This is a genomic window from Galbibacter sp. BG1 (assembly GCF_013391805.1).
GTDB lineage: Bacteria > Bacteroidota > Bacteroidia > Flavobacteriales > Flavobacteriaceae > Galbibacter.
Window position 1 is genome coordinate 2112887 of the sequence record NZ_CP058364.1, and the last position, 25879, is coordinate 2138765.

The following is a 25879-nucleotide window of genomic DNA, read 5'->3' on the forward strand; positions in this document are numbered from 1 at the left end:
AATGAGTAAACAAAAATTTTCAACAAACGCATTGCATGCCGGACATGATGTAAAAAATAACGCCGGTACAAGAGCCGTTCCTATTTATCAAACATCTTCCTATGTTTTTAACAACGCAGAGCATGCGGCCAATCTCTTTAACTTATCTGAGCCTGGATTTATTTATACAAGATTAAATAACCCAACCAACGATGTTTTGGAGCAGCGATTAGCTGCCCTAGATGGTGGGATTGCAGCCGTGGTTACCGCGTCTGGAACCGCTGCTATTTCTACGGCTCTTTTAACCATGTTAAAATCGGGTGATCATATAGTTGCGTCGAGCAGTCTTTATGGCGGAACCTATAATTTGCTTAGCAATACTTTGCCACGGTTAGGTATTACAACTACGTTTGTGGATCCAGATGATGCTACTAACTTTCAAACGGCCGTCCAAGAAAATACTCGCGCTATTTTTATAGAATCCCTCGGGAACCCGAAGTTGGATGTATTGGATATTAAAGCCATTTCCGCGGAAGCTAAAAAAGCAGAAATACCTTTGATAGTTGATAATACGGTAGCTACTTCTTTTCTAGTAAAACCTATTGAGCATGGTGCAAATATTGTGATTCATTCATTAACCAAGTATATCTGCGGAAATGGAACTTCATTGGGAGGTGTCATTGTAGACGCTGGGACTTTCAATTGGGGCAATGGGAAATTTCCTGAGTTTACCGAGCCTTCGCCAAGTTATCACGGATTGGTGTATCACGAGGTGTTAAAAGAAGCTGCCTTTATCGCTAAAGTAAGGATTGAAGGTTTACGCGATTTCGGTGCGGCTCTTAGTCCGCTAAATGCTTTTCAAATTTTACAAGGGTTGGAAACGCTTCCAATTCGTATTAAAAAACACAGTGAAAATGCATTAGCTCTTGCAGAATGGTTGCAGGATCAACCGGAAGTGGCGTGGGTTAAATATCCGGGACTAAAAGGGGATAAATATAAAAAATTGGCTGATGAATACTTGCCAGAAGGAAAAAGCGGACTGGTAACTTTTGGGATTGATGGAGGTTACGAATCTGCCAAAATAGTGGCCGATAACACTAAAGTATTTTCTTTGCTGGCCAATATTGGAGACACAAAATCTTTAATTATTCATCCAGCCAGTACTACGCACCAACAGTTGGCAGACGAAGCGCAATTATCCACCGGGGTTACCAAAGATTTAATTAGGCTCTCGGTAGGTCTGGAAGACCTCGAAGACTTAAAAGCTGACTTAAAACAGGCATTCGAACACATAAAAAAATAAATACGTTGACAAACGAATTGTTACATATTCCATTAAAAAACTATACAACACTAAACGGTGTTTCGCAGGACTTAAATCTTTCTTACCAAATATTTGGTAAGCCATTACACAGCGCACCAATTGTAATGGTGAATCATGCGCTCACAGGAAATTCTGAAGTGAGCGGAGCCAATGGCTGGTGGAAAGATTTAATTGGGGGAGGAAAAGCAATAGACACCGGTTATTATACCGTTTTAGCTTTTAATATTCCCGGAAATGGTTACGACGGATTTGTGATTGATAACTACAAAGATTTTGTAGCACGGGATATTGCTAGAATCTTTCTTTTGGGATTAGAAAAGCTTAAAATTAAAAAGCTTTACGCGCTTATAGGTGGCTCCCTGGGGGGCGGGATAGCTTGGGAAATGGTTGCGCTAAAGCCTGCGATAACCGAGCATTTTATTCCCGTGGCCACAGATTGGAAATCCACAGATTGGCTCATTGCCAATTGTCAAATTCAAGAGCAATTTTTGGTTAATTCCAAACAGCCTGTCCACGATGCGCGGATGCATGCCATGCTTTGCTACCGAACTCCAGAATCGTTCAAAACGCGCTTTAAACGAACAACCAATGAAGAATTGCAGGTTTTTAATGTGGAGAGTTGGTTGCTTCACCACGGAAAAAAATTACAGGAACGCTTTCAGCTTTCAGCTTATAAATTAATGAATCAGTTGCTAAAAACCATTGATGTTACCCGAGATCGTCCACAACACTTTAATGTGTTGGAATCTATCGATGCCAATGTGCATATAATAGGGGTCAACTCCGATTTATTTTTTACTGCTGAAGAAAACCGCGAAACCTACAAGCAACTAGCACAATCCAGCGACCGAGTAAGATATGGAGAAATAGTATCGGTACATGGGCACGATGCATTTTTAATAGAATATGAACAATTGGAAAAAATAATAGGAGGCATTTTTCAGTCGTCTCTTAAAGATAATAAAATGAAAGTATTAAAATTTGGAGGAAAATCGCTTGCCAATGGTAAAGGGATTAATAATGTGGTAGAGATCATAGAAAATAAGGTAAAAGAAGGTGAAAAAATTGCTGTGGTAGTTTCTGCCAGGAACAATGCCACCAACGAATTGGAGAGTATCCTAGAAACCGCTGCCAACAATCAAGATTACCAACACTTGTTTGATGCTTTTAAAAAGTATCAAACCGAAGATTATGCCCAAGCCGATTTATCCATAGAGTTCGATAGATTGGAGAAACTATTTTCGGGAGTCAGTTTGTTGGGCGATTACAGTACCAAAATCAAAGATGAGGTTCTGGCACAAGGGGAAATCATTTCAGCAAAACTAATTACTGAAATTTTAAAAGTAAAAGGAGTAAATGCCAATTTTACCGACTCTAGGGAGCTTATAAAAACCGATGAAAAATTTGGCGATGCACAGCCCATAGAAAAGGTTTCTAAAGAAAATGTATTACGGCATTTTGCACAGCATAATGAAACCACAGTAAATATTATTACCGGTTTTATCGGTTCCAACAAAAATAATGAAACCACCACTTTAGGAAGAAACGGAAGCAATTACACCGCTTCATTGTTGGCCAATTTCTTGGATGCAGGCGAATTGCAAAGTTTTACACATGTAGATGGTATTTTTACGGCTAATCCAGATCTAGTGCCAACAGCCCAACGTATTGAAGAGTTGTCATTTAATGAGGCCAATGAACTGGCAAATTTCGGGGCAACTATTTTGCATGCTAAAACCATTATTCCTTTAATAGAAAAAAACATTCCACTGCGTATTTTAAATACTTTCAACCACGATAATAAAGGGACTTTAATTACAGCAAACCCTAAAAAGGAAGGGATAAAATCACTTTCTGTGCTGGAAAATGTGGCGTTGGTGAATCTAGAAGGACGCGGTTTATTGGGCAAAGCAGGGGTTGACGCTCGTATTTTTAATGCCTTGGGTAAAAAGGAGATTAGCGTAAGTATAATTTCGCAAGGATCTTCTGAACGTGGAATCGGATTGGTGGTAAATGCAAAAGATGCTACCGAAGCTATGATTGCTTTGGAAAAAGAGTTTGAAAACGATTTTTACTCCAAAGATGTTAATAAAATCTCGGTAGTAGACGATGTATCGGTAATCTCGATTATAGGGCAGGATTTAAGTTCATTTCATAAACCATACAACGCACTTATAAAAAATCAAGTAATTCCAATTCTGTTTAACAATACAGTCACTGGAAAAAATGTGAGTTTGGTGGTGAAAAAGTCTGAGCTTCATAAAGCTATGAATGTGATTCATGGGGAGATTTTTGAAATTTCAAAAAAAATAAATATCGCCATTTTCGGCCATGGATTAGTGGGTGGAACGTTAATCGACCAAATTCTCACATCGGCCTCGAATATTGAAGAACGAAAAAAAATAAAACTAAATATTTTTGCGGTTTCCAACTCTAGACAATTGCTACTGGCTAAAGATGGAATTGATGCCAATTGGAAGGATAAAATCGAAGCGAGCAACCATTCAGCCCAAGTAAAAGACGTAATCGCCTTTACCAAAGATCATCATTTGGAAAATTTAATTGCAATAGACAACACAGCAAGTAAAGATTTTGTAGAAAATTATAAGGTCTTGGTGGAAAACGGATTCGATTTGGTATCATCCAATAAAATTGCGAACACCTTGGACTTCAGTTTTTATAAAGAGCTGAGGGCATTGCTCGAAAAAAATCAGAAACAATATTTATACGAAACAAATGTTGGCGCAGGGCTACCATTGATTGATACGATTAGGATTCTTCACCTTTCCGGAGAGAACATAACAAGGATTCGAGGTGTTTTTTCGGGTACGCTCAGCTATTTGTTCAATAGGTTTTCTGCGGAAGAAAAACCGTTCAGCGAAATATTAAAGGATACCATTGATAAAGGCTTTACTGAACCCGATCCGCGGGAAGATCTATATGGCAACGACGTAGGTAGAAAACTACTTATTTTAGCGAGGGAGCTTGATCTTCAAAATGAATTTGAAGATGTTAATATTGAAAATCTTGTTCCCGAAAAATTACGGGATAAAGATGTGCCGGAGTTTTTGAAAAGTTTAGGGGAATTTGATGCTCCATATTTAGAAAAGAAGAAAAATCAGCAGTCGGGACATGTGTTGCGTTATGTAGGTGATTTGCACGGAGATTTACAACAAGATAAGGGTATTTTAGATGTTAAATTGGTATCGGTACCTGCAGATAGTGTTTTAGGGCAAGTAAAGGGAGCCGATTCAATTTTTGAAATTTATACAGAGTCTTACGGAGATCGGCCAATTGTTATCCAAGGTGCAGGGGCTGGAGCGGCTGTTACCGCGCGTGGCGTATTTGGAGACATTTTAAAGTTGGCCGAAAAAGGATAACCGTATGGACCGACCCGTGCGTCTGTCCGCCCATTTGACGTAACGTTTTCGTGCGTCGAAAAATGGATGTGTCCGTGGAAAATAACGCATGTGTCCGTCCAGAAATTGCAGAGAAATCAATAAATAACGGATGAACACATAGGTTCGTCCATATAATAATATAAAAATGAGTGAAAATAATTTTGAAACAGATGCCATACGTACACAGATAAACAGGTCGGAATACCTAGAACATTCTGCACCCATTTATTTGTCTTCCAGTTTTGTGTTTGAAGACGCAGAAGATATGCGGGCATCGTTTGCGGAAGAAAAAGAACGGAATCTATACAGTAGGTTTACCAATCCAAATACTTCAGAATTTGTAGAAAAAATCTGTAAAATGGAAGGTGCCGAAGCAGGATATGCTTTTGCAACTGGTATGTCTGCCGTGTTTTCAACTTTTGCAGCCTTATTAAACAGTGGAGACCATATTGTTTCGGCAAGATCGGTATTTGGCTCTACCCATTCTTTGTTCACCAAATTTCTTCCGAAGTGGAATATAGAAACTTCTTATTTTAAAGTGGATGAGGTAGCTACTGTAGAAGAGTTGATACAACCCAATACCAAAATACTTTTTGCTGAAACGCCTACCAATCCAGCGGTTGATGTTTTGGATCTCGAATTTTTAGGTGAAGTCGCCAAGAAACACAATCTTATTTTGATTATAGATAACTGTTTTGCGACCCCTTATTTGCAAAAACCTATAGATTTTGGAGCGCATATTGTGGTGCATTCTGCGACTAAACTAATTGATGGACAAGGGCGTGTGCTCGGTGGGGTAACTGTAGGTCCAGCGGATTTAATCCGGGAGATTTATTTGTTCTCCAGAAATACAGGACCTGCTTTGTCGCCATTCAATGCCTGGGTGCTTTCCAAAAGTTTAGAAACCTTAGCAGTAAGGGTAGACCGCCATTGTGAAAATGCCTTGAAAGTAGCTGAGTTTCTAGAGAGCCACCCACAGGTTAATTTTGTAAAATACCCATTCTTAAAATCGCATCCTCAGTATGAAATCGCCAAGAAACAGATGAAAAAAGGAGGCAGTATTGTTGCTTTTGAAGTGAAAGGAGGGGTAGAAGCTGGAAGGAAATTTTTAAATGCGATAAAAATGTGTTCGCTTTCTGCCAATTTGGGAGATACAAGAACAATTGTAACGCATCCTGCCTCAACTACCCACAGCAAACTCTCTGAAGAAGATAGGATGCAAGTAGGTATTTCGGATGGATTGGTGAGGGTTTCCGTAGGTTTGGAAACAGTAGAAGATATTATAGCAGACCTAAAGCAGGCATTAGCCTAAAAAATATGTAAACCAAACTTGTTAAAGCTTGGCTTTTAGCAAGTTTGGTTTAAAATTGAGGTTTTAGAGTCTTTTTAGAATTTTGGTGGAAATCCCTGATAATCATCAATTTTTCTCATTTTAAAAAGGTTTTTTTTCATTTCTTGAATTCTTTCGTTAAAAATCGCAAAAAACGTTGGGATTTCTAGAATTATATAGTACTTTCGCTTTTAAATTCTATTAACCTATCGACTAAGTAGAGTATTAAAAGAAAGAGCAGATGATTTTAGATAAGGTATTACAGGGAAATCGCAGTAAGGTAAGTGGAAATAAATCTGCTACCAGCGATAAAATAAGCAGGAGTATAGCTAAATCTGTAAGCTGGAGAATAGTGGGTACCATAGATACCATTTTAATATCATGGTTTATCACGGGAACAATAAGTTTGGCCTTATCGATTGGTTTAATAGAACTAGTAACCAAAATGACACTTTACTTTTTTCATGAACGCCTATGGGAGCGAATAAAGTGGGGTAAATAATTTGAAAATTTAAAGAGATGCAAAGTTTTAGAACAGAGATTGAAAATCCCGTTGTAGAGAAAGACATTATAGAATTAGAAAAAAAGATTCGTCTTTTTAAAGAGGGAAAAGTAGATGAAGAACGCTTTAGAAGCTTGCGTTTGGCCCGTGGAGTTTATGGCCAGCGTCAAGAGGGTGTTCAAATGGTTCGTATAAAATTACCTTACGGAAAGGTAACGGGAGTTCAGCTGTTACGTATTTGCGATGTTTCCGATGAGTATTCAAGGGGAAGGTTGCACATTACTACCCGTCAAGATATTCAAATTCACTATGTGAGTTTAGATAGAACACCAGAGTTATGGGCAGAGCTGGAAAAAAGCGATGTTACCATTCGTGAGGCTTGCGGAAATACCGTTAGAAACGTAACGGCAAGTCCAGAGGCGGGAATCGATCCCAACGAGCCTTTCGACGTAACACCTTATGCTCATGCTACGTTTCAGTTCTTTTTAAGAAACCCTATCTGTCAGGAAATGGGACGTAAATTTAAAATGTCCTTTTCTTCTTCAGATAGCGATACGGCTTTGTCTTACATCCACGATCTAGGGTTTATTCCAAAGATAAAAGATGGTAAAAAAGGTTTTAAAGTAATGTTGGGCGGCGGGTTAGGTTCTCAACCACGACATGCAGATGTAATGTACGAGTTTTTGCCAGCCGACCAAATTATTCCAGTGATAGAAAGTGTTTTAAGAATTTTTGATCGCCATGGAGAACGTGCAAAACGTTTAAAGGCGAGAATGAAGTTTTTAATAAAAGATATAGGGCTGGAATCGTTTTTACAGCTTATTGAAGAAGAGAAGTTGGCGCTTTCTACGCATTTGTACCCTATAAGCGAGTCCGATTTTGAATTCGATCGTTCTGTGGTGGAGTCCATTTCGGTTCCCAAAGTAGATCTTAAAGATGTAGAAGGCTACGAAAAATGGAGAAACTCGAATGTATTTCAGCAAAAGCAAGAAGGCTTATTCTCAATTGGGATTAAAGTAAAATTAGGTGATTTTTATACAGATAAAGCGCGAAAACTAGCACATTTAATTAAAAAATATGCGGCCGATGAATTAAGGTTAACATTAAGACAGGATATTTTAATCCGTCATGTGAAAGCCGATCTATTGCCTTTATTTTATTTGGAATTGAAAGAACTCGGTTTTGTAGATCTAGGTTACAATTCTACTGCAGATATTACGGCTTGTCCCGGTACAGATACTTGTAATCTTGGGATTGCGAGCAGTACTGGAATTGCCGATGTTTTGGAAGATGTATTAAATAAAGAATACCCACAATATATAAATAATCATGATGTAGCCATTAAAATAAGTGGTTGTATGAATGCCTGTGGACAACATAATATGGCTCATATTGGTTTTCAAGGAATGTCCATCCGCACCAAGGATAAATTGGTGGCTCCTGCGCTTCAAATATTGTTGGGTGGTGGAGTTTTAGGAAATGGAGATGGTAGATTTGCCGATAAGGTTATTAAAATTCCTTCTAAAAGAGGGCCACAAGCATTGAGATTTATTTTAGATGATTATCAAGAGAATAAAATTAATGGAGAGAGCTTTTTAGCTTATTACGATAGACAAGAGCAGAAATATTTTTATGATTTTCTGAAACCTTTATCAGACACAGACAATCTAACTGAAGATGATTTTGTAGATTGGGGACATGATAAGAGGTATGTTCAGGAAGTAGGAGTAGGGGAATGTGCCGGGGTAGTAATTGATTTGGTTGCAACACTTCTGTTTGAGAGTGAAGAGAAAATTGAAAAAGCACAACTATCTTTTAACGATAGTAAGTGGGCCGATAGTATTTATCAATCATATACATCGTTGATAAATACAGCAAAAGCATTATTAACAGCAGAAAACAAAAAAACCAATACCCAAGCGGGTATCATAAATCAGTTTGACGAAGTGTTTGTCTCACCCGGAAAGATTCCACTAAACTTATCTTTCCACGATCTCGTTTATCAAATTAAAATTAATGAACCAACTGAAGCATTTGCAAAATCGTTTTTAGCGGATGCGCAAGCTTTCTACAAAAAAGCAGATGCTTTCAGGAGATTAGAATTAGCTAATGCAGACAAATAACCAACCAAAACTGACTTTAATAGGGGCAGGTCCGGGAGATCCGGACTTGCTTACTATTAAGGGTATGAAAGCTTTACAGAGTGCCAACGTTGTTTTATACGACGCCTTGGTAAACCCGCAATTGTTGGAGCATGCACCAAATGCTTCACACATATTTGTAGGAAAAAGAAAAGGATGCTATGCTTTTCAGCAAGAACAAATAAACGAACTCATTGTAAGCAGTGCCAAAAACTATGGGCATGTAGTTCGATTAAAAGGAGGCGATCCTTTTGTTTTTGGTAGAGGGGCAGAAGAAATGGAATACGCTATTTCACATGGTGTGGAAAGTAAATTTGTACCTGGGATATCCTCGGCATTGGCGGTTCCAGCGTATCAAAATATTCCAATTACCAAACGGGGGAGTTCAGAAAGTTTCTGGGTGATCACGGGCACCACCAAAGCCCATAAATTATCCGACGATGTGGTATTGGCCTCAAAATCTAATGCAACAGTGGTTATTTTAATGGGTATGAGCAAGCTGCCAGAAATAACAGCCTTGTTTAAACAACAAAACAAACATGAATTGCCAGTGGCCATTATTCAAAATGGGACCACTCCAGAAGAGAAAGTTGGGGTGGGAACCATAGAAACAATAGTGGACGTTGTAGCAAAGGAAGAACTTTCCAATCCAGCCATTATTTTAATAGGCGAGGTGGTAAAGCATAGAGAGAAATTAAGGAAAATAACGCAGCAAGTAGCAACGGTATAAAGTTAATAATGAAGATGGAAGCGGTAGAAAGAAATGAATTGTATCCGGTTTTTTTGAAGGTAAATTACCTCAATACACTTATTGTTGGTGGAGGAAACGTAGCCTTGGAGAAACTTACTTTTTTACTGAAATCGAGTCCGAATGCCAATGTGCAAATGGTAGCTCCTTTCTTTCGGGAAGAAACCATTGCGAAAGCCAACGCTCATGGGGTGCAAATGGTTGAAGGGGAGTATGAAGAAAAATATTTAGAAGGAAAACACATAGCCATTGCCACCACCGATAAAGAGGAGGTTAATGTACAAGTGTACAACGATTGCAAAAAGCGAAATACCTTGGTGAATGTGGCCGATAATCCACCTTACTGCGATTTCTACATGGGCGGAATTGTTACTAAGGGCAACGTGAAAATTGCAATTTCCACCAATGGAAAATCCCCCACGACTGCCAAAAGGTTACGACAATTTTTTGAAGAAGTAATCCCAGAAAATATCGATGATTTGGTTCAGAATTTAAATGAATACAGAAAAACCATCAAAGGGAATTTTGAAGAGAAAGTGGAAAAATTGAATGAGTTTACAAAGAGTTTAGTAGAAAAATAAAATCTTAAATATAAATAATCCCGTTTGTCGGGGAAAGTGAGAAATCATGATTAAAACAGATATATTAATAATAGGAGCGGGTCCAACTGGATTATTCACGGTATTTGAAGCAGGATTGTTAAAATTAAAATGTCATTTAATAGACGCTTTGCCGCAGCCAGGCGGACAGTGTTCAGAAATTTATCCGAAGAAACCCATTTACGATATTCCTGCTTTTCCAGAGATTTTGGCTGGAGATCTGGTAAAAAATCTATTGGAACAAATAAAATCTTTTGAACCAACTTATACATTGGGGGAAAGGGCAGAGACCATTGAGAAATTAGAAGATGAAAGTTTTATCGTAACTACCAATAAGGGAACCAAGCACCATGCGCCAGTAGTCGTTATTGCCGGTGGATTGGGAAGTTTTGAGCCTAGAAAGCCGCAGTTGGAGAATATTGCAAAGTACGAAGATAATGGGGTGGCTTACATGATTAAAGATCCAGAAGTTTACCGCAATAAAAAAGTATTGATTGCGGGGGGAGGCGATTCTGCCTTAGACTGGTCCATTTTCTTAGCCGATGTGGCTTCCGAAGTATATTTGGTGCACCGAAGAAACGAATTTAGGGGTGCGTTGGATTCTGTTGAAAAAGTTGCCGAACTTTCTAAAAAAGGAAAAGTGGAATTGATCACAGAAGCCGAAGTTACCGAGCTTCACGGAGAAGATCAATTGGAGGCGGTAACCGTAAAACATTTAAAAAATGGTGCATCCCATATTGAGGTCGATAACTTCATTCCTTTGTTTGGACTTTCACCAAAACTCGGCCCCATTGCCAATTGGGGATTGGAAATAGAGAAAAATGCTATAAAGGTTAACAATGCGTATGATTATTCCACAAATATACCCGGTATATATGCTATTGGCGATGTAAATACCTATCCAGGGAAATTAAAGTTAATTCTTTCTGGTTTTCATGAGGCCGCGGTAATGTGCCAAAGTGCGTATCAGAGGATTTTCCCGGATAAAAAATATGTTATGAAGTATACTACCGTTGGTGGTGTACAAGGATTCGATGGAACCAAAAAAGAAGCGAAAAAAGAAGTAGTTAAGAGTATCGTTTAATACGAACTTTATAGTATAGTAGAAAGCAGATATTATTTATGGCATCTGCTTTTTTATTACGATTATATGCTCTTTATTTGTGCTGAAATAATGAATACTTTCGAATGAAAAAAATACTTTTGCTACTGCTGACATTGCTTAGTCTTCAGCAGTCCTTAGCCCAAAACCCCGATGTGGAAAAATCCATTTTTGGGGTACAAACAGGATTTCTTGGTTTCTGGGGGTTCAATGAATCTAGATTAGCCACCAAAATAGCTTTACGATCAGAAATTGGGTTGAATGCGGGTTTTTTTGGCGGTACTTTCATAGAAGATGGATTTATAATGGTGCCAAGTTTTACCTTGGAACCTAGATATTATTATAACATCAACAAAAGGAATGAAAAAGGAAAACGCACACATCATAATGCGGCTAATTTTGTTTCCTTGGATATAACATACCTGCCCAAATGGTTTGCTATTTCCAACGTAGAAAATGTTGGGGTACTCGATAATATTTCATTTGTACCCAAATGGGGCATCCGAAGAAACATTGGGGAGCACTTTAATTATGAAATAGGATTAGGCCTTGGGTATAGAATCTATTTTTCAGACGAAATTACCAACCCAGAAGATAAAGAAGAGCTGGCTGGAGACCTCCATTTAAGAATAGGATATACCTTTTAGTTTCTAATCTTCTAGAAAACACCTTCTTTTGGTAAAATTCTTATTCATTTAAAGGGCTTCTATTTGTCTAGCAGTAAAATGTAAATTATATTTGCAGTTCGATTGTTCATTACTTTATTGAGCGTTATCAAGAAAGGTGTAGGGATTAGACCCGCAGAAGCCTTAGCAACCCTTAACCCTAATATGTTTTTAGAAATTCAAACAAACATAATTTGGGCACAAGAAGGTGCTACATTCTACCACGCCCCGGTGTGGACAGATAACAAAAAGACTTCTTTTTTATTCACATTTTTTTTTGACGCGCCATAAAATCTCGATTACGAACGTATTCGAGCCCTTGAACAATGCCTTTGTTATAACAGGATTTTATAATGTCATGATCCAAAGGCAAAGCCGAAAGGAATTGATTTTTTTGTTGCCTTTTCAAATATTTACAAGGTGTAAAGGCATCAAAGCATTTATAGACGCCACTTAGTGGGTTTAAACTATTTCAAATAAATAGTATGAAAAGTATATCAGAAGAACTCGAAAAAAGAATTTTGGTACTCGATGGAGCCATGGGAACCATGTTGCAACGTTATAAGTTTACCGAAGACGATTTTCGAGGGGAACGTTTTAAAGATTTTGAGCATCCATTGCAAGGAAACAACGATTTATTGTCGCTAACACAGCCGAAAGCAATAGCCGATGTCCATGCGAAATATTTTGAAGCCGGGGCAGATATCGTAGAAACCAATACCTTTTCGGGGACTACCATTGCCATGGCAGATTATCATTTAGAAGACGTGGTATATGAGCTCAATTACGAATCTGCTAAAATTGCGAAACAGGTGGCAGATGAGTTTACTGCTAAGAATCCGCAAAAACCACGTTTTGTTGCCGGAGCCATGGGCCCCACAAACAGAACGGCGAGTATGTCTCCAGATGTAAATGATCCTGGTTATCGTGCCATTACTTTTGAAGAACTTCGGGTTGCTTATAAACAGCAGGCTGAAGCATTAATAGATGGAGGAGTGGATGTTTTGCTGGTAGAAACTATTTTTGATACGCTAAATGCCAAAGCGGCTCTTTTTGCTATCGAAGAAGTTAAGGAAGGACGTAATATAGATATCCCCGTAATGGTAAGTGGAACAATTACGGATGCTTCGGGAAGAACGCTGTCGGGGCAAACCGCCGAAGCTTTTTTAATAAGTATTTCCCATATCCCATTGTTAAGTGTTGGTTTTAATTGTGCTTTAGGGGCAGATCAACTATTGCCTTATGTAAAAAGGCTTTCCCAAAAATCACCTTTCTTTATTTCAGCATATCCAAATGCGGGCTTACCCAATCATTTCGGGGAATACGATCAAACTGCCGAAGAGATGCAAGCTTTAATTCGCTCTTACATGGAAGAAAATGTTGTAAATATTGTGGGTGGATGCTGCGGAACAACCCCAGAACATATAAAGCTATTGGCAGAAATAGCAAAAGAGTACCAACCGAGAAAAGTCTTAGAAGAAAGCCTTAATTAATGTGAAATTGTCATGCTGAATACATGTGCTGAAAATTATTTCAGGATGTCTAAGCATAGATGGAAAGAATGAAATGGACACAAAAAACAAACAACCAATAACCCATATCCAAGAACCGAACAACAGGAGTCAACAAAGAAAACCTCTTGTATTATCGGGTTTAGAGCCCTTAATAATTACAGAGAACACAAATTTTGTAAATGTTGGGGAGCGAACCAATGTTACTGGGTCGCGTAAGTTTCTTCGGTTAATTAAAGAAGAAAATTACGATGAAGCACTTGAGGTTGCAAGAGCACAAGTGGAGGGTGGTGCGCAGATTATCGATATAAATATGGACGAAGGAATGCTCGATGGCAAACATGCCATGGTGAAGTTCCTAAATCTAATTGCTGCTGAACCGGATATTGCTAGAGTGCCGATAATGATCGATAGTTCCAAATGGGAAATTATTGAGGCCGGATTGCAAGTAGTACAGGGGAAGGGGGTCGTGAATTCCATTAGTTTAAAGGAAGGCGAAGAACAATTTTTACATCATGCAAAGCTTATTAAACGTTACGGTGCGGCCGTCATTGTAATGGCTTTTGATGAGGTAGGGCAAGCGGATTCTTTTGAAAGAAGAATAGAAATTTGTAAGCGTTCGTACGACATTTTGGTGAACAAAATAAACTTTCCTCCTCAAGATATCATTTTCGATCCGAATATATTTCCGGTAGGTACAGGCATGGAAGAACACCGCCAAAATGCTGTAGATTTTTTCCGAGCGACCAAGTGGATCCGGGAAAATCTTCCGCATGCACATATAAGCGGTGGGGTAAGTAACGTTTCATTTTCCTTCCGAGGGAATAATACCGTAAGGGAGGCGATGAATGCCGCATTCCTTTACCACGGAATTCAGCATGGAATGACTATGGGAATTGTGAACCCAGAAATGCTTGAAATCTATGACGAGATCGATAAAGAACTGCTGCAGTATATTGAGGATGTATTGCTGGATAGGAGAGATGATGCTACAGAACGGCTTCTCGATTATGCTGAAACCGTAAAAGGGAATGGTAAAATAAACGAAAAACAGGCACAAGAATGGCGCAATGGAACGTTGCAGGAAAGAATTACGCATTCCCTGGTTAAAGGGATTTTGGAATTTGCGGAGGTAGATGCAGAGGAAGCCAGGCAGGCTGTCGATAAGCCCATCGAGGTTATCGAAGGCTATTTAATGAACGGAATGAATGTGGTGGGAGACCTCTTTGGAAGCGGAAAAATGTTCTTGCCTCAAGTAGTGAAGTCGGCTCGTGTAATGAAAAAATCAGTTGCCTACTTACTACCGTATATTGAAGCAGAAAAAGATGAAAACTCGCGTTCTGCTGGAAAGGTATTAATGGCCACAGTAAAAGGGGATGTCCACGATATCGGTAAAAACATCGTGAGTGTGGTATTGGGCTGTAATAATTATGAGATTGTAGATCTTGGTGTTATGGTGCCACCAGAAAAAATTATACAAACGGCTATCGAACAAGAGGTTGACATTATTGGTTTAAGCGGACTGATAACCCCATCTTTGGATGAAATGGTGTATTTGGCCAAAGAGTTGGAGAAATTAAACCTTAATATTCCGGTAATGATTGGTGGTGCTACTACCTCTCGTGCCCATACCGCGGTTAAAATAGCACCAGAATATTCCAAAACGGTCGTCCACGTTAACGATGCTTCCCGGGCGGTAAATGTAGCGGGAAGTCTGCTAAATCCAAAGTTAAAGGAAGCGTATGGAATAAACCTTAGAAAAGAGTATGACAAGCTTAGAGAGGGATTCTTAAACAGGTCTCGGAACAAAAATTTCCTGAGTATAGAACAGGCACGGGAAAATAAATTGCAATTGGATTGGGAAGAATATACACCTGCCAAACCAAATTTTGTAGGAGTTAAGGAGATAGATGTTACTCTGGAGGCCTTGGAACCTTACATCGATTGGACTCCTTTTTTTAGGTCTTGGGAGTTACATGGGAAATATCCGGCTATTTTAGAAGATGAGGTAGTGGGAAAAGAAGCGACCAAGTTATTCGCAGAAGCCAAAACCATGCTAGCGCAGATAATAAAAGAAAAATGGCTTACCGCTAAAGGAATTTTAGGGATTTTTCCAGCCAATCAAGTCAACCATGATGATATTCAGTTATTGGATGATGACGGAAACGAAATAGGGAAGTTTTTAACGTTGCGGCAGCAATCAGAGAAAAATAAAAGAGCGAATAATATAGCTTTGGCCGATTTTATTGCGCCTAAAGAAAGTGGGAAGCGAGATTATATCGGAGCTTTTTGTGTTACCACTGGATTTGGCGTAGATGAAATTTCCGATCGCTATGTAAAAGATTTAGACGATTATAATTCCATTATGATAAAAGCATTGGCAGATCGTTTAGCGGAAGCTTTTGCAGAGTACTTGCATGAAAAAGTACGTAAGGAAATTTGGGGGTATGCTTCCGAAGAAAAATTATCCAATGAAGAATTGATCAAAGAAAGCTATAAAGGCATTCGTCCGGCACCGGGATATCCTGCATGTCCAGATCATTTGGAAAAGAAAACCATTTGGAAACTGCTTCAAGTGGAAGAAACCATAGGAGTAAAACTTACCGATAGCCTCGCCATGTGGCCAGCATCATCGGTTTCTGGATATTATTTTGCCAATCCGGAAAGTAAATATTTTGGATTAGGAAAAATAAAAGAAGATCAAGTGAGCGATTATGCTGATCGAAGAGGGATTTCGGTCGAAGAGGCTACCAAATGGCTAAACCCAAACATAGCGGACTAATTTAAAATAATATACTCTCTCTTCGAGCGCAGGCGAGAAGTGTTTGAATAATTAATTTATGAATTTAATGAAGCCAAACTAAAGAGAACTAGCTCTAGGTAGCTACCTTATATTTCACGGATTTATAAAGGCAAGAAAGAGGTTTTAGAAGGGTTTTCTAAGAAAGTAGTTTCAGATTTGAGTATAGGCAACAATTAACGAATAACACATATTGAATAACCAATAAAATAGAATGAAAGTAACCGATCATATAAAAAAAGCCAACGGGAAAACCTTGTTTTCGTTTGAAATTATTCCACCACAAAAAGGAAAAAGCATTCAAGAACTGTACGACAACATCGATCCTTTAATGGAATTCAATCCGCCGTTTATTGATGTAACCACTTCAAGGGAAGAATTTGTTTACATTGAAAAAGATGGACTCTACGATAGAAAAATTACACGTATGCGTCCGGGAACGGTTGGAATTTGTGCCGCCTTAAAACATAAATACGATGTAGATACCATACCGCACGTTCTCTGTGGTGGGTTTACCAAGGAGGAGACCGAATATTTACTGGTAGATTGTCAATATTTAGGTATTGAAAATGTAATGGCATTGCGTGGAGATGCGATGAAACACGAACGTTATTTCAAGCCAACGGAAGGAGGCCATAATTATGCTACAGATTTGGTGAAGCAAATTAGAAATATGTGCGATGGTAAATATTTACATGAAACGATAGAAAGCAGTAATTGTTCCGATTTCTGCATAGGGGTGGCCGGGTACCCAGAAAAGCATTTGGAAGCCCCTTCGTTGGACTTCGATCTTAAAAAGTTAAAAGAAAAGGTAGATGCTGGTGCCGATTATATTGTTACGCAAATGTTTTTCGACAATAGTAAGTTTTTTGAATTTGTTGAGAAAGCAAAATCTATGGGCATTAATGTGCCAATTATCCCTGGAATCAAGCCAATTGCAGTGAAAAAACACCTTCAGCTATTACCCCAGGTTTTTAAAATAGATCTTCCCGAAGATTTGGTGAACGCTGTAGACAATTGCAAAAACAACAAAGAAGTTCGTCAAGTAGGGATCGACTGGTGTATTCAGCAATCCAAGGAATTGAAAGATGCAGGAGTACCTTTACTTCATTATTATTCCATGGGAAAATCTGATAATATTAAAGCCATTGCTTCGGCATTATTTTAAAAATTAGGTATATTTTTGTCGCGAAATCATTTTTATGAAGCGATTACTCGTTATTCTTTTTACTGCGATTGCTTTGGTGGCCGCAGCGCAAGAAAATCCGAAGGCTTACGCGTCTTATTTTGACCTAAATTATTTCTACGGAAATATTTCTAGGCATAACAACGATATCTTGCATTTAATTACGGGGCATCCAGAAGGTTTTATCCTAAGCTGGAACCAAAAAACGTTTGGAAACAAAGAATGGGAGCAATTGTACGGGTATCCAGATTATGGAGTCTCTTTGGGATATCAAGACTTAAAAAATGAGTTCATGGGCGACAACCTCGCTCTGTATGGCCATTACAATTTTTATTTTTTCAATCGTAACTTAATGTTGCGTATTGGGCAAGGAGTGGCAGTTGCTTCCAATCCGTATGATAAGGAAGAGAATTACCGCAATGTGGCGTTTGGTTCAAAATTATTGAGCAGTACTTATTTAATGCTGAATTACAAAAAGGAGCGTTTGTTGGATCGGTTAGGGGTTCAAGCGGGACTCTCACTTATTCATTATTCCAACGGAAATACCAAAGCCCCCAATACCAGTATCAATTCCATAGCTCTAAATGTGGGTCTAAATTATCAATTGGAAAAAGAAGATCCAGAGTTTATGGTTACAGAAGGTTTGACAAATCGTTTTAACGAACCTGTACGGTATAATTTTGTTTTTAGAAGTGGAGTAAATGAAAGTGATGTTATCGATAGCGGTCAATTTCCTTTTTACGTTTTCTCTTTTTATGCCGATAAGCGTATCAATAAAAAGAGTGCCCTTCAGCTGGGAACCGATATTTTTTATTCAAATTTCTTAAAGGAATATATTAAATTCAGTAGTATAGCATATCCCGAAAGGGGCATCGATGGAACGGAAGATTACAAAAGAGCCGGAATTTTCGTGGGGCATGAACTTTTTATTAACAGGCTCTCTGTGATAACCCAGGCTGGTTATTATTTGTATTACCCAATTGATTATGAAGGGCGTATGTATCTAAGGGGTGGCTTAAAAGGATATATTACCAAAGAAAAGAAATTGTTTGCTACGGTGGCTGTTAAGGCGCACGCCGCCCAAGCAGAAGGTATAGAAATAGGTATTGGGTATAGGTTGTAAAGTAAACTGTATGAAAATAGTACGAAACATATTTTGTATTCTAAGCGTCTTATTATTAGGAACTGCACTAACATCTTGCGATAGCGAAAATGCGAACGATTGTATACAGTCCTCTGGGAAAATAATAAAAGAGGAAAGGGCGGTAACGCCATTTTCTAGGATTTTGGTGAATGAAGAAATTTCTTTGGTGCTTAAACAAGATTCTGTATACAAGGTTGAGGTGGAATCTGGAGAAAACCTTTTGAACGATATTGATGTAGAAGTAGTAGAAAATCAACTTGTTTTAACCAACCATAATATTTGTAACTTTTTTAGGGAATATAACAATACCACGGTTTATGTTTCTACGCCAACTATTTCGGAAATTCGAAGTGCCACCCAGCGGGATATCATTTCGGATGGGGTTTTGGAGTCTGAAAAATTAGTGGTCTACTCCGAGAATTATCAAAATAATGAATACTTAACGAGTGCCGACTTTTATTTAGAAGTTAACGTGAAATCATTTCAAATGGTATTTAACGGGATTTCCAATATGAATATCAGCGGGGAAGCTACCAATCTAAATATAAATATGGCTTCGGGAAATGGCCGTTTTGAGGGGAGGGGACTTTCCGTAGAAAATGCTAATATTTATCACCGTGGTTCCAACGACATTATTGTAAAAGCGTCTAAAACTTTAAGTGGCGATATTTATAGTACAGGTGATCTTATCTCTATAGGAAGGCCGGAAACTGTTGAGGTTACCGAACACTATAAAGGCAAATTGATTATTGAAGAGTAGTTGGAGGTTTTTGGTTTTATCTAAATAAATTATAAATTTTCCTACACCAATGGCAGAGTTCTATGCCCAAATAAAAAAGTTAAAAACCATCATTTTTTTAAAAATTTGTGGAGAAACTCATATTTCAAGTATCTTTTAGCGCGATGAGATGCTGCATCTTTTAATATGCTGAAAAACTAATCTTTCCTTAAAAAAGCAAAATTCTTCAGCTAGATTATCTTTTTACTAATTGGTTTGTAATAACTTTGAAAAACATGAGTTTTTTATTAAAAAGAGGTATACAAATGAAAAAAAAGATTGTAATTGTTGGTGGTGGATTTGCAGGCATTGAACTGGTCGATAAACTTAAAAAATCAGATCTTTATGAGGTTGTTCTTGTAGATTTAAATAATTATAATTTTTTCCCACCACTCTTATATCAAGTAGCCTCTGGATTTATGGAACCTTCTGCAATTAGCTATCCTTTTCGTAAAATATTAAGAGGTAAAAACAATGTGAGATTTCGTTTGGGGGCGCTTCAAAAAGTAGTTCCTGAAGAAAATAAAATCATTTTGAGCAATGGAGAGGTTTCTTACGACATGCTTGTGATGGCTACAGGTACAGAGAGTAACTTTTTCGGTAATAAAAATATAGAACGCGATGCCTTACCCATGAAAACCATTGGAGATGCGTTGGCATTGCGAAACTTAGTTTTTACGCGCTTAGAAAGGGCTACGCGGGTAGAAGATCCGCTACGTAGAAAAAAGCTCCTATCTTTTGTAATTGCTGGTGCGGGTCCTACTGGAGTGGAGCTGTCTGGAATTCTGGCAGAAATGCGGAAGCATATAATTATTAAAGATTATCCGGAACTAGAGCGCGAGGATCTAGGTGAAATTTATCTATTGGATGGTTTGGATGCGGTATTGGCGGCGATGTCGGAAAAAACACAGAATTATACCAAAGAAAAACTCGAGGACTTAGGGGTGAAAGTGAAGCTGAACACCTTGGTTAAAGATTTTAACGATGGGGTCGTTTATTTGTCCGATGGAACGACCATAGCTTCTAAGAACCTAATTTGGGCGGCTGGAGTTTCCGCCAAAGTATTCGACGGTTTTAAAAAAGAAGATTATGGCCGCGGTCGGCGCTTAATTACCGACACCTTTAATAGGGTAAAAGGCTACGAAAACATTTTTGCAGTAGGGGACACGGCTATTCTGGAAGGCGATCCAGGATATCCCGATGGACACCCACAAGTGGCTCAAGTAGCGATACAAATGGCGGATAATTTAGCCGAAAACCTTTTAAAAGATGGAATAGATTGGCAGCCTTTTCAATACAGTGACAAAGGCTCGATGGCTATAATTGGTAGAAACAAAGCGGTAACAGACGGACCAAATGAGAGCTTCTTTCTAAAAGGGTTCCCAGCTTGGTTTGTTTGGATTTTTGTGCACATTATGTCTTTGGTAAATTATAAAAACCGAATTCGTGCATTGTACGATTGGATTGGATACTATTTTAGTAAGGACCAGTCTTTTAGAATGATTATTAAGCCGCGGGATACTTCTAAGAAATGAATGAAAGACCTAAAAAGTTTGTATGGCTACGAACTTTATTCAAATGAAATTAGTAAATTTAAGTTATGGAAATTGATGATATTCAAGATAAAAAATTAGAGTTGATCCAATGGCTTTCCACTTTGGATGATTTAGCTGTTATTGAGAAATTATTGGCTTTAAGGAACTCTGAGAAGCTGGACTGGTGGAACGAACTTTCTGCCACAGAAAAAAAATCAATTGATAAGGGCATTGAAGATGCCGATAATAAAAAATTAGTTCCAGATGCTAAAGCCAAAGAAATTTATGGAAAATGGCTTTAAAATTTTTTGGACAAAAAATGCATTATTGGAGTTAAAAGAAACTGTAAACTATTTAGAGGAGAACTGGACAGTTAAAGAGTTAAAAAATTTCGCTACAAAACTCGATCACGCAATCCAATTAATATCCAAAGAACCTGAATTATTTCCTAGATCAAAAGTAAAAAACTCAATTAGAAAAGCAGTTGTAGATAGAAATAACACTCTTTACTATAGGACTAATAGTAATTCAGTTGAAATTATTTCGCTTTTTTCTAATAAAAAGGCTCCATCTCGAAAAAAAATTGGTAATCTATTTATTCGTCAATTCGATAAACAAACTCTCTAAATTTTTATTTTTCTGATTTAACTGAAGTGTTTTGAGTCCGTTGTCATGCGCAAAATCGAAAACTTTGGCACGCATATCCTTGTCAGTTTCAAAAGTGAGCTCGTAAACAAAACCAATGGTATTTTTTACTTTAGTTACCATAGGAAGTTGCTTAAGTAATACATCTTCCACGCGGTAATCAAATTCCACCTCTATTATTTGTTGTTGGGATTTTCTAAGATCGGCCAATTTTTTATCGGCAACAATTTTGCCTTTATTAATTATAATTACCCGATCGCAAATGGCTTCCACTTCTTGCATAATATGGGTGGATAGTAGAACCGTTTTTTCTTTGCCTATATTTTTTATGAGTTTTCGAATTTCCAGAAGTTGATTTGGGTCAAGGCCTGTAGTAGGTTCATCTAGAATTAAAACTTCGGGATTTCCTATAAGGGCTGCTGCCAAACCTACACGTTGGCGATATCCTTTAGAGAGTGCACCTATTTTTTTATTTGCTTCAGGTTTTAGTCCGCATTGGGAAATAAGTTCTTCTATCCTATTTTTGGGAGTTTTGTATAAGCTGGCAGTATATTCTAAATATTCGCGTACATACATATCTAAATGTAACGGGTTGTGTTCGGGCAAATACCCTACGCTTTTTTGAACTCCCATTTTGTCCCTATCGATGGCAAAATGATTCACTTCTGCACTTCCGCTGCTAGGAGCTATAAAAGTGGTTAGAATTTTCATCATCGTAGATTTTCCAGCTCCATTTGGACCCAAAAACCCTACTATTTCCCCTTTATTAATGGAAAATGAAACATCTTTAAGCGCCTCTTGTTCGCCGTAATTTTTAGAGATATTTGCAACCTTTATAGACATGAATGACAAATTAAGGGTTAAAAATACAAAGTTAGCAGCAAAGATTTTAGTCTGGGTTGCCTATTTTATTCTAAGAAGCTCTTTTGCAAGGGCAATCATTTTCGGGTCTCCCGTGTGTTTATTGGGTTCGTCGGAAAGTTTAACCGTGGGTAACCATTCTTGGTCGCTAGTTAAAACATCCGTGAGTTTTATAACTATGTTCATAGGCTTTAAGCCAACATCATTAGTAAGATTGGTGCCAATCCCGAATGACAGTCCGATTTTCCCCTTACACGCTTTGGTAATCGCTTCTACTTTTTTAGGGTTAAGGCCGTCTGAAAATATAATGTATTTGTAAAGTGGATTGATCCCGTGACTTTTGTAGTGGGCAATGGTTTTTTCGGCGAACTCAATGGGGTCGCCGCTATCATGCCTCACGCCATCAAAGAGTTTGGCAAACTTGGTATCGAACTGTTTAAAGAAAACATCTGTGGTGTAGGTGTCAGACAGGGCAACACCTAAATCCCCGCGGTAAACGTCTACCCAGTGTTCTAAAGACATGGCGTTGGCCATTTTAAAACCAAATTCTGCGGCATGAAACATAAACCATTCATGCGCATGGGTGCCAATAGGCTTTACATTGTAGAGCATTGCCATGTGCACATTGCTGGAGCCGGAAAAACTTTTTCCTTTATAAGAAGATAAAGTACGGGTTACTTCTCGATGGGTTCGGTAAGAATGCCTACGACGGGTGCCAAATTCAGCAAAGGTTACCCCTAGCTCATTGTAGAGCTTAATTTTATCCAATGTTTTTTGTACTATTTGTTCTTCAGACCAACCTTTTTGATCGGTAAGCTTATAGAATAGTTCGCTTATTAAAGCCAATAAGGGCACTTCCCATAAAATGGTACGGTACCAATATCCAGATATATAAACCTCCAAATCTTCTCCTGCTTGGGAAATAGTGACTTCTGAAGGATCGTAGCGGTAACCTTCTAGAAAATCTATGTAAGCCGGATTTAAATACTGGCAATTTTCAATAAGAAACTGCTTTTCTTCTTTGGTGAGTTTAAGTAAAGCCATATTGTCTATTGCGGTGCGTAGGGCTTTATCAAAATGGGGCGGGAATTTGTGTTCGCCCCGGTTTATAAACTTGTATTTGGCTTTGGTATGGGGAAACAATTTTACCACGGCACATTGCATGGTGAATTTATAAAAATCGTTATCTAATATAGAATTGAAGACCTTATAGTTTTGTTCTGTAAGCATTGCTATTTATTTATACGGGAAGTTACTATATATTTTTGAATCCTTTTTCTTGTATCGGGTACGGATTTTTTCAGAAAAGAATAAATAAAAGTTGTGTGGATATATGGTGACGGAAAAAATCCTTCAGAAGGGAGATTTAAAAATTATTAGTAAATCGTGATTTTTAAAATTAATTATGGAAAAAAAGTTAAGAAATTATATTTTATTCAAAAAAATAAACCAAAGGGCTTTTTTATTCTAAATTAATAATTACATTAGCATCATAAACAAGAAAAATTTCATGTTAGCAAACGGATACATCTGGAACTTTTACTTTTTCTTCTTCTATTTTTTTAATAAAAGAACGGGACGGTTATAGGTTTTTGCTAACGAACAATATATAGAGTCCCGAAATTATTTCGGGACTTTTTTTTATGCAAAATTTAAATGAACAATAGAGTTGCCATACAGGGAATATTAGGATCTTTTCACCATCAAGTAGCGCAGGAGTATTTCGGTAGCGCAGTGGAAGTAAATGAATGTCTTTCTTTTGATGCGTTGGTAGATAGCTTGATCAACAAAACAAGCGACATAGCGGTAATGGCCATAGAAAATTCCATTGCGGGTTCTATAATTCCCAATTATGCGTTGATTGATAGTAACAACCTCCATATTATTGGGGAGCACTACATAAACGTTAACCATAATTTCATGGCTCTTAAGGGACAATCCATTAGCGATATTAAAGAGGTTTACTCTCACCCAATGGCTTTGTTGCAGTGTAAAACTTTTTTTAAACAATATCCCCATATAAAACTGGTGGAGGATGCCGATACTGCCGAGGTTGCCAGAAGAATCCATCAAGGTCAGCTAAAAGGGGTGGGAGCCATAGCCAGCAAGGCAGCAGCTTCTATTTTCGATCTGGAAATCCTGGCAGAGAAAATACAGACTATTCAAACCAATTCAACTCGGTTTGTGATTGTAAAAACCAAGAATTCCATCATTCCTAAGGAAGAAATAAACAAAGCATCCATCATGTTCGAACTGGGGACCAAACGCGGGAGTCTGGCAACCGTACTAAATGTAATGAGCGATTGTAAGTTGAATCTTACCAAGATACAATCCTTACCTAAAATAGAAACACCCTGGCGTTATTCTTTCTTCGTGGATGTAACTTTCGAGCAATACGAAGATTTTGAAAAAGCAAAAGCGCTGCTAGGCATTATGGCTTCGCATTTTAAAGTGCATGGGGAATATAAAAACGTAAAAAGATGATTGAAGTAGCGAAACGTTTACAGAGCGTACAGGAATACTACTTTTCTAAAAAATTAAGGGAAGTTAGAGGGTTAATGGCCAAGGGAAAACCAATAATCAATATGGGAATTGGAAGCCCAGACATGGCTCCTTCCGAAGATGTTCTACAGGCTTTGGTAGCGTCCCTTCGGGAAGATAAGGCGCATCAATACCAGAGTTACCAAGGCTTGCCAGAATTGAGAAATGCCGCAGTAAATTTCTACAAAGATCATTTTGATGTTACCATCGATAGTGAAACCGAGATTTTACCGTTAATGGGCTCTAAAGAGGGTATTATGCACATAAGCATGGCTTTTTTAAATGAAGGCGATGAGGTGCTTATTCCTAATCCGGGGTATCCAACTTATACATCGGTTACAAAATTGGTGGGTGCCATTCCTAAATATTACGATTTAACGGAAGAAAAAGGTTGGTTGCCGAATATGGAAGCTTTGGAGGCTGAAGACCTTAGCAAGGTAAAGGTAATGTGGCTCAGTTATCCTCATATGCCCACCGGGGCCAACGCCAGTAAAGAAGCTTTCAGCCAATTGGTTGCTTTTGCAAAACGCCACAACATCCTATTGGTAAACGACAACCCATATAGCTTTGTGTTGAACGACGAAAGATTGAGCATTTTGTCAATCGCAGGGGCAAAGGATGTGGCTTTGGAATTAAATTCGCTAAGCAAAACCTTTAATATGGCAGGTTGGAGAGTTGGATTTGTGTTTGGAAACGCCAAACATTTGGAAGCAGTTTTAAAGGTTAAAAGTAATATGGATAGCGGTATGTTTTACGGCCTTCAAAAAGGGGCCGTTAAAGCGTTGGAATCTTCCGCAGAATGGTATGCCGACTTAAATAAGGTATACAAAAAAAGAAGGGATCTTATTTTTCAACTGGCCGATAAATTAAATTGTACATACGATCGCAGTGCTTCTGGAATGTTTGTTTGGGCTAAACTCCCAACGGGAATAACTTCCGCAGAAGAATTTATAGACGGCATTTTGTACGACAAAAGTGTTTTTATTACCCCAGGAACTATTTTTGGTAGTAATGGTGAAGGATATATTAGGTTTTCCCTTTGCGTAAAAGAGGATAAAATAAAGGAAGCGATAGAGAGGTTTTAGGT

The 25879-nt window shown here is 38.2% G+C and carries 21 protein-coding genes and 1 riboswitch; of the genes, 19 read left to right on the top strand and 2 right to left on the bottom strand.

Annotated features, from left to right (window positions below; genetic code table 11):
* Nucleotide 1 precedes the first annotated feature (1 nt).
* From HX109_RS09390 to HX109_RS09470, 17 genes are all read left to right on the top strand, one after another.
* Complete coding sequence (locus HX109_RS09390; protein ID WP_178951385.1) at nt 2–1282, top strand: O-acetylhomoserine aminocarboxypropyltransferase/cysteine synthase family protein; 1281 nt, start codon at nt 2–4, stop codon at nt 1280–1282.
* Nucleotides 1283–1287: 5 nt separating this feature from the next.
* The gene (gene thrA, locus HX109_RS09395; RefSeq protein WP_178951386.1) at nt 1288–4683 is read left to right on the top strand and encodes a bifunctional aspartate kinase/homoserine dehydrogenase I; all 3396 of its coding nucleotides are present in this window, start codon (nt 1288–1290) and stop codon (nt 4681–4683) included.
* Between the two features lie 166 nt (nt 4684–4849).
* The gene (locus HX109_RS09400; protein ID WP_178951387.1) at nt 4850–6016 is read left to right on the top strand and encodes a trans-sulfuration enzyme family protein; all 1167 of its coding nucleotides are present in this window, start codon (nt 4850–4852) and stop codon (nt 6014–6016) included.
* 259 nt (nt 6017–6275) lie between these two features.
* Entirely contained in the window at nt 6276–6536 is a 261-nt protein-coding gene (locus HX109_RS09405) for a DUF2061 domain-containing protein (protein ID WP_178951388.1), read from the top strand.
* A gap of 17 nt (nt 6537–6553) precedes the next feature.
* Nucleotides 6554–8659: a HEPN domain-containing protein gene (locus tag HX109_RS09410; RefSeq protein WP_178951389.1), complete on the top strand. Its 2106-nt coding sequence runs from the start codon at nt 6554–6556 to the stop codon at nt 8657–8659.
* On the top strand, nt 8646–9407 hold the full coding sequence (gene cobA / locus HX109_RS09415; RefSeq protein ID WP_178951390.1) for a uroporphyrinogen-III C-methyltransferase: 762 nt from the start codon (nt 8646–8648) through the stop codon (nt 9405–9407). Before HX109_RS09410 ends, cobA begins: the two co-directional genes overlap by 14 nt.
* Nucleotides 9408–9421: 14 nt before the next feature.
* A complete protein-coding gene (locus tag HX109_RS09420) occupies nt 9422–10006 on the top strand; it encodes a bifunctional precorrin-2 dehydrogenase/sirohydrochlorin ferrochelatase (RefSeq protein WP_178954137.1) in 585 nt (194 codons plus the stop codon).
* Between the two features lie 46 nt (nt 10007–10052).
* Nucleotides 10053–11108, top strand: a complete 1056-nt coding sequence (locus HX109_RS09425) for an NAD(P)/FAD-dependent oxidoreductase (RefSeq protein WP_178951391.1) — start codon at nt 10053–10055, stop codon at nt 11106–11108.
* Nucleotides 11109–11212: 104 nt separating this feature from the next.
* Complete coding sequence (locus HX109_RS09430) at nt 11213–11773, top strand: hypothetical protein (protein ID WP_178951392.1); 561 nt, start codon at nt 11213–11215, stop codon at nt 11771–11773.
* A 121-nt stretch (nt 11774–11894) separates the two neighbouring features.
* Nucleotides 11895–12039, top strand: a riboswitch (SAM riboswitch).
* Between the two features lie 237 nt (nt 12040–12276).
* The gene (locus HX109_RS09435) at nt 12277–13284 is read left to right on the top strand and encodes a homocysteine S-methyltransferase family protein (RefSeq protein WP_178951393.1); all 1008 of its coding nucleotides are present in this window, start codon (nt 12277–12279) and stop codon (nt 13282–13284) included.
* A 73-nt stretch (nt 13285–13357) separates the two neighbouring features.
* Nucleotides 13358–16084 (top strand): methionine synthase, encoded by a 2727-nt coding sequence (gene metH, locus HX109_RS09440; protein ID WP_178951394.1) that lies wholly within the window; start codon nt 13358–13360, stop codon nt 16082–16084.
* A 232-nt stretch (nt 16085–16316) separates the two neighbouring features.
* The gene (gene metF / locus HX109_RS09445; protein ID WP_178951395.1) at nt 16317–17270 is read left to right on the top strand and encodes a methylenetetrahydrofolate reductase [NAD(P)H]; all 954 of its coding nucleotides are present in this window, start codon (nt 16317–16319) and stop codon (nt 17268–17270) included.
* 34 nt (nt 17271–17304) lie between these two features.
* Nucleotides 17305–18411, top strand: a complete 1107-nt coding sequence (locus HX109_RS09450; RefSeq protein WP_178951396.1) for an acyloxyacyl hydrolase — start codon at nt 17305–17307, stop codon at nt 18409–18411.
* A 10-nt stretch (nt 18412–18421) separates the two neighbouring features.
* Complete coding sequence (locus HX109_RS09455) at nt 18422–19192, top strand: head GIN domain-containing protein (protein ID WP_178951397.1); 771 nt, start codon at nt 18422–18424, stop codon at nt 19190–19192.
* 278 nt (nt 19193–19470) lie between these two features.
* On the top strand, nt 19471–20745 hold the full coding sequence (locus HX109_RS09460) for an NAD(P)/FAD-dependent oxidoreductase (RefSeq protein ID WP_178954139.1): 1275 nt from the start codon (nt 19471–19473) through the stop codon (nt 20743–20745).
* A gap of 65 nt (nt 20746–20810) precedes the next feature.
* Nucleotides 20811–21047 (top strand): hypothetical protein, encoded by a 237-nt coding sequence (locus HX109_RS09465; RefSeq protein ID WP_178951398.1) that lies wholly within the window; start codon nt 20811–20813, stop codon nt 21045–21047.
* Nucleotides 21010–21372, top strand: a complete 363-nt coding sequence (locus HX109_RS09470) for a type II toxin-antitoxin system RelE/ParE family toxin (RefSeq protein ID WP_255462663.1) — start codon at nt 21010–21012, stop codon at nt 21370–21372. Before HX109_RS09465 ends, HX109_RS09470 begins: the two co-directional genes overlap by 38 nt.
* On the opposite strand, the gene gldA is transcribed toward HX109_RS09470, so the two are convergent.
* Both gldA and pncB read right to left on the bottom strand, forming a co-directional pair.
* Nucleotides 21337–22233 (bottom strand): gliding motility-associated ABC transporter ATP-binding subunit GldA, encoded by an 897-nt coding sequence (gene gldA, locus HX109_RS09475; RefSeq protein WP_178951400.1) that lies wholly within the window; start codon nt 22231–22233, stop codon nt 21337–21339. The genes HX109_RS09470 and gldA overlap by 36 nt on opposite strands.
* Nucleotides 22234–22293: 60 nt before the next feature.
* Nucleotides 22294–23481 carry a nicotinate phosphoribosyltransferase gene (pncB, locus tag HX109_RS09480; protein ID WP_178951402.1) on the bottom strand — a complete coding sequence of 396 codons (1188 nt, stop codon included), beginning with the start codon at nt 23479–23481 and terminating at the stop codon, nt 22294–22296.
* Nucleotides 23482–23907: 426 nt separating this feature from the next.
* On the opposite strand from pncB, the gene HX109_RS09485 reads away from it, so the two are divergent.
* Both HX109_RS09485 and HX109_RS09490 read left to right on the top strand, forming a co-directional pair.
* On the top strand, nt 23908–24735 hold the full coding sequence (locus HX109_RS09485) for a prephenate dehydratase (protein ID WP_178951404.1): 828 nt from the start codon (nt 23908–23910) through the stop codon (nt 24733–24735).
* On the top strand, nt 24732–25877 hold the full coding sequence (locus HX109_RS09490; RefSeq protein WP_178951406.1) for a pyridoxal phosphate-dependent aminotransferase: 1146 nt from the start codon (nt 24732–24734) through the stop codon (nt 25875–25877). The genes HX109_RS09485 and HX109_RS09490 overlap by 4 nt, the downstream gene beginning before the upstream one ends.
* Nucleotides 25878–25879: the final 2 nt, after the last annotated feature.

Bases quoted from the DNA above. Each gene is read 5' to 3' on its own strand.
- gldA (WP_178951400.1), bottom strand. From the start codon at position 22,233: ATGTCTATAAAGGTTGCAAATATCTCTAAAAATTACGGCGAACAAGAG.
- HX109_RS09435 (WP_178951393.1), top strand. From the start codon at position 12,277: ATGAAAAGTATATCAGAAGAACTCGAAAAAAGAATTTTGGTACTCGAT.
- metH (WP_178951394.1), top strand. From the start codon at position 13,358: ATGGACACAAAAAACAAACAACCAATAACCCATATCCAAGAACCGAAC.
- HX109_RS09465 (WP_178951398.1), top strand. From the start codon at position 20,811: ATGGAAATTGATGATATTCAAGATAAAAAATTAGAGTTGATCCAATGG.
- HX109_RS09450 (WP_178951396.1), top strand. From the start codon at position 17,305: ATGAAGCGATTACTCGTTATTCTTTTTACTGCGATTGCTTTGGTGGCC.
- cobA (WP_178951390.1), top strand. From the start codon at position 8,646: ATGCAGACAAATAACCAACCAAAACTGACTTTAATAGGGGCAGGTCCG.
- HX109_RS09410 (WP_178951389.1), top strand. From the start codon at position 6,554: ATGCAAAGTTTTAGAACAGAGATTGAAAATCCCGTTGTAGAGAAAGAC.
- HX109_RS09400 (WP_178951387.1), top strand. From the start codon at position 4,850: ATGAGTGAAAATAATTTTGAAACAGATGCCATACGTACACAGATAAAC.
- HX109_RS09430 (WP_178951392.1), top strand. From the start codon at position 11,213: ATGAAAAAAATACTTTTGCTACTGCTGACATTGCTTAGTCTTCAGCAG.
- HX109_RS09455 (WP_178951397.1), top strand. From the start codon at position 18,422: ATGAAAATAGTACGAAACATATTTTGTATTCTAAGCGTCTTATTATTA.
- HX109_RS09425 (WP_178951391.1), top strand. From the start codon at position 10,053: ATGATTAAAACAGATATATTAATAATAGGAGCGGGTCCAACTGGATTA.
- HX109_RS09470 (WP_255462663.1), top strand. From the start codon at position 21,010: ATGCTAAAGCCAAAGAAATTTATGGAAAATGGCTTTAAAATTTTTTGG.
- HX109_RS09490 (WP_178951406.1), top strand. From the start codon at position 24,732: ATGATTGAAGTAGCGAAACGTTTACAGAGCGTACAGGAATACTACTTT.
- HX109_RS09420 (WP_178954137.1), top strand. From the start codon at position 9,422: ATGGAAGCGGTAGAAAGAAATGAATTGTATCCGGTTTTTTTGAAGGTA.
- HX109_RS09390 (WP_178951385.1), top strand. From the start codon at position 2: ATGAGTAAACAAAAATTTTCAACAAACGCATTGCATGCCGGACATGAT.
- metF (WP_178951395.1), top strand. From the start codon at position 16,317: ATGAAAGTAACCGATCATATAAAAAAAGCCAACGGGAAAACCTTGTTT.
- HX109_RS09405 (WP_178951388.1), top strand. From the start codon at position 6,276: ATGATTTTAGATAAGGTATTACAGGGAAATCGCAGTAAGGTAAGTGGA.
- HX109_RS09485 (WP_178951404.1), top strand. From the start codon at position 23,908: ATGAACAATAGAGTTGCCATACAGGGAATATTAGGATCTTTTCACCAT.
- pncB (WP_178951402.1), bottom strand. From the start codon at position 23,481: ATGCTTACAGAACAAAACTATAAGGTCTTCAATTCTATATTAGATAAC.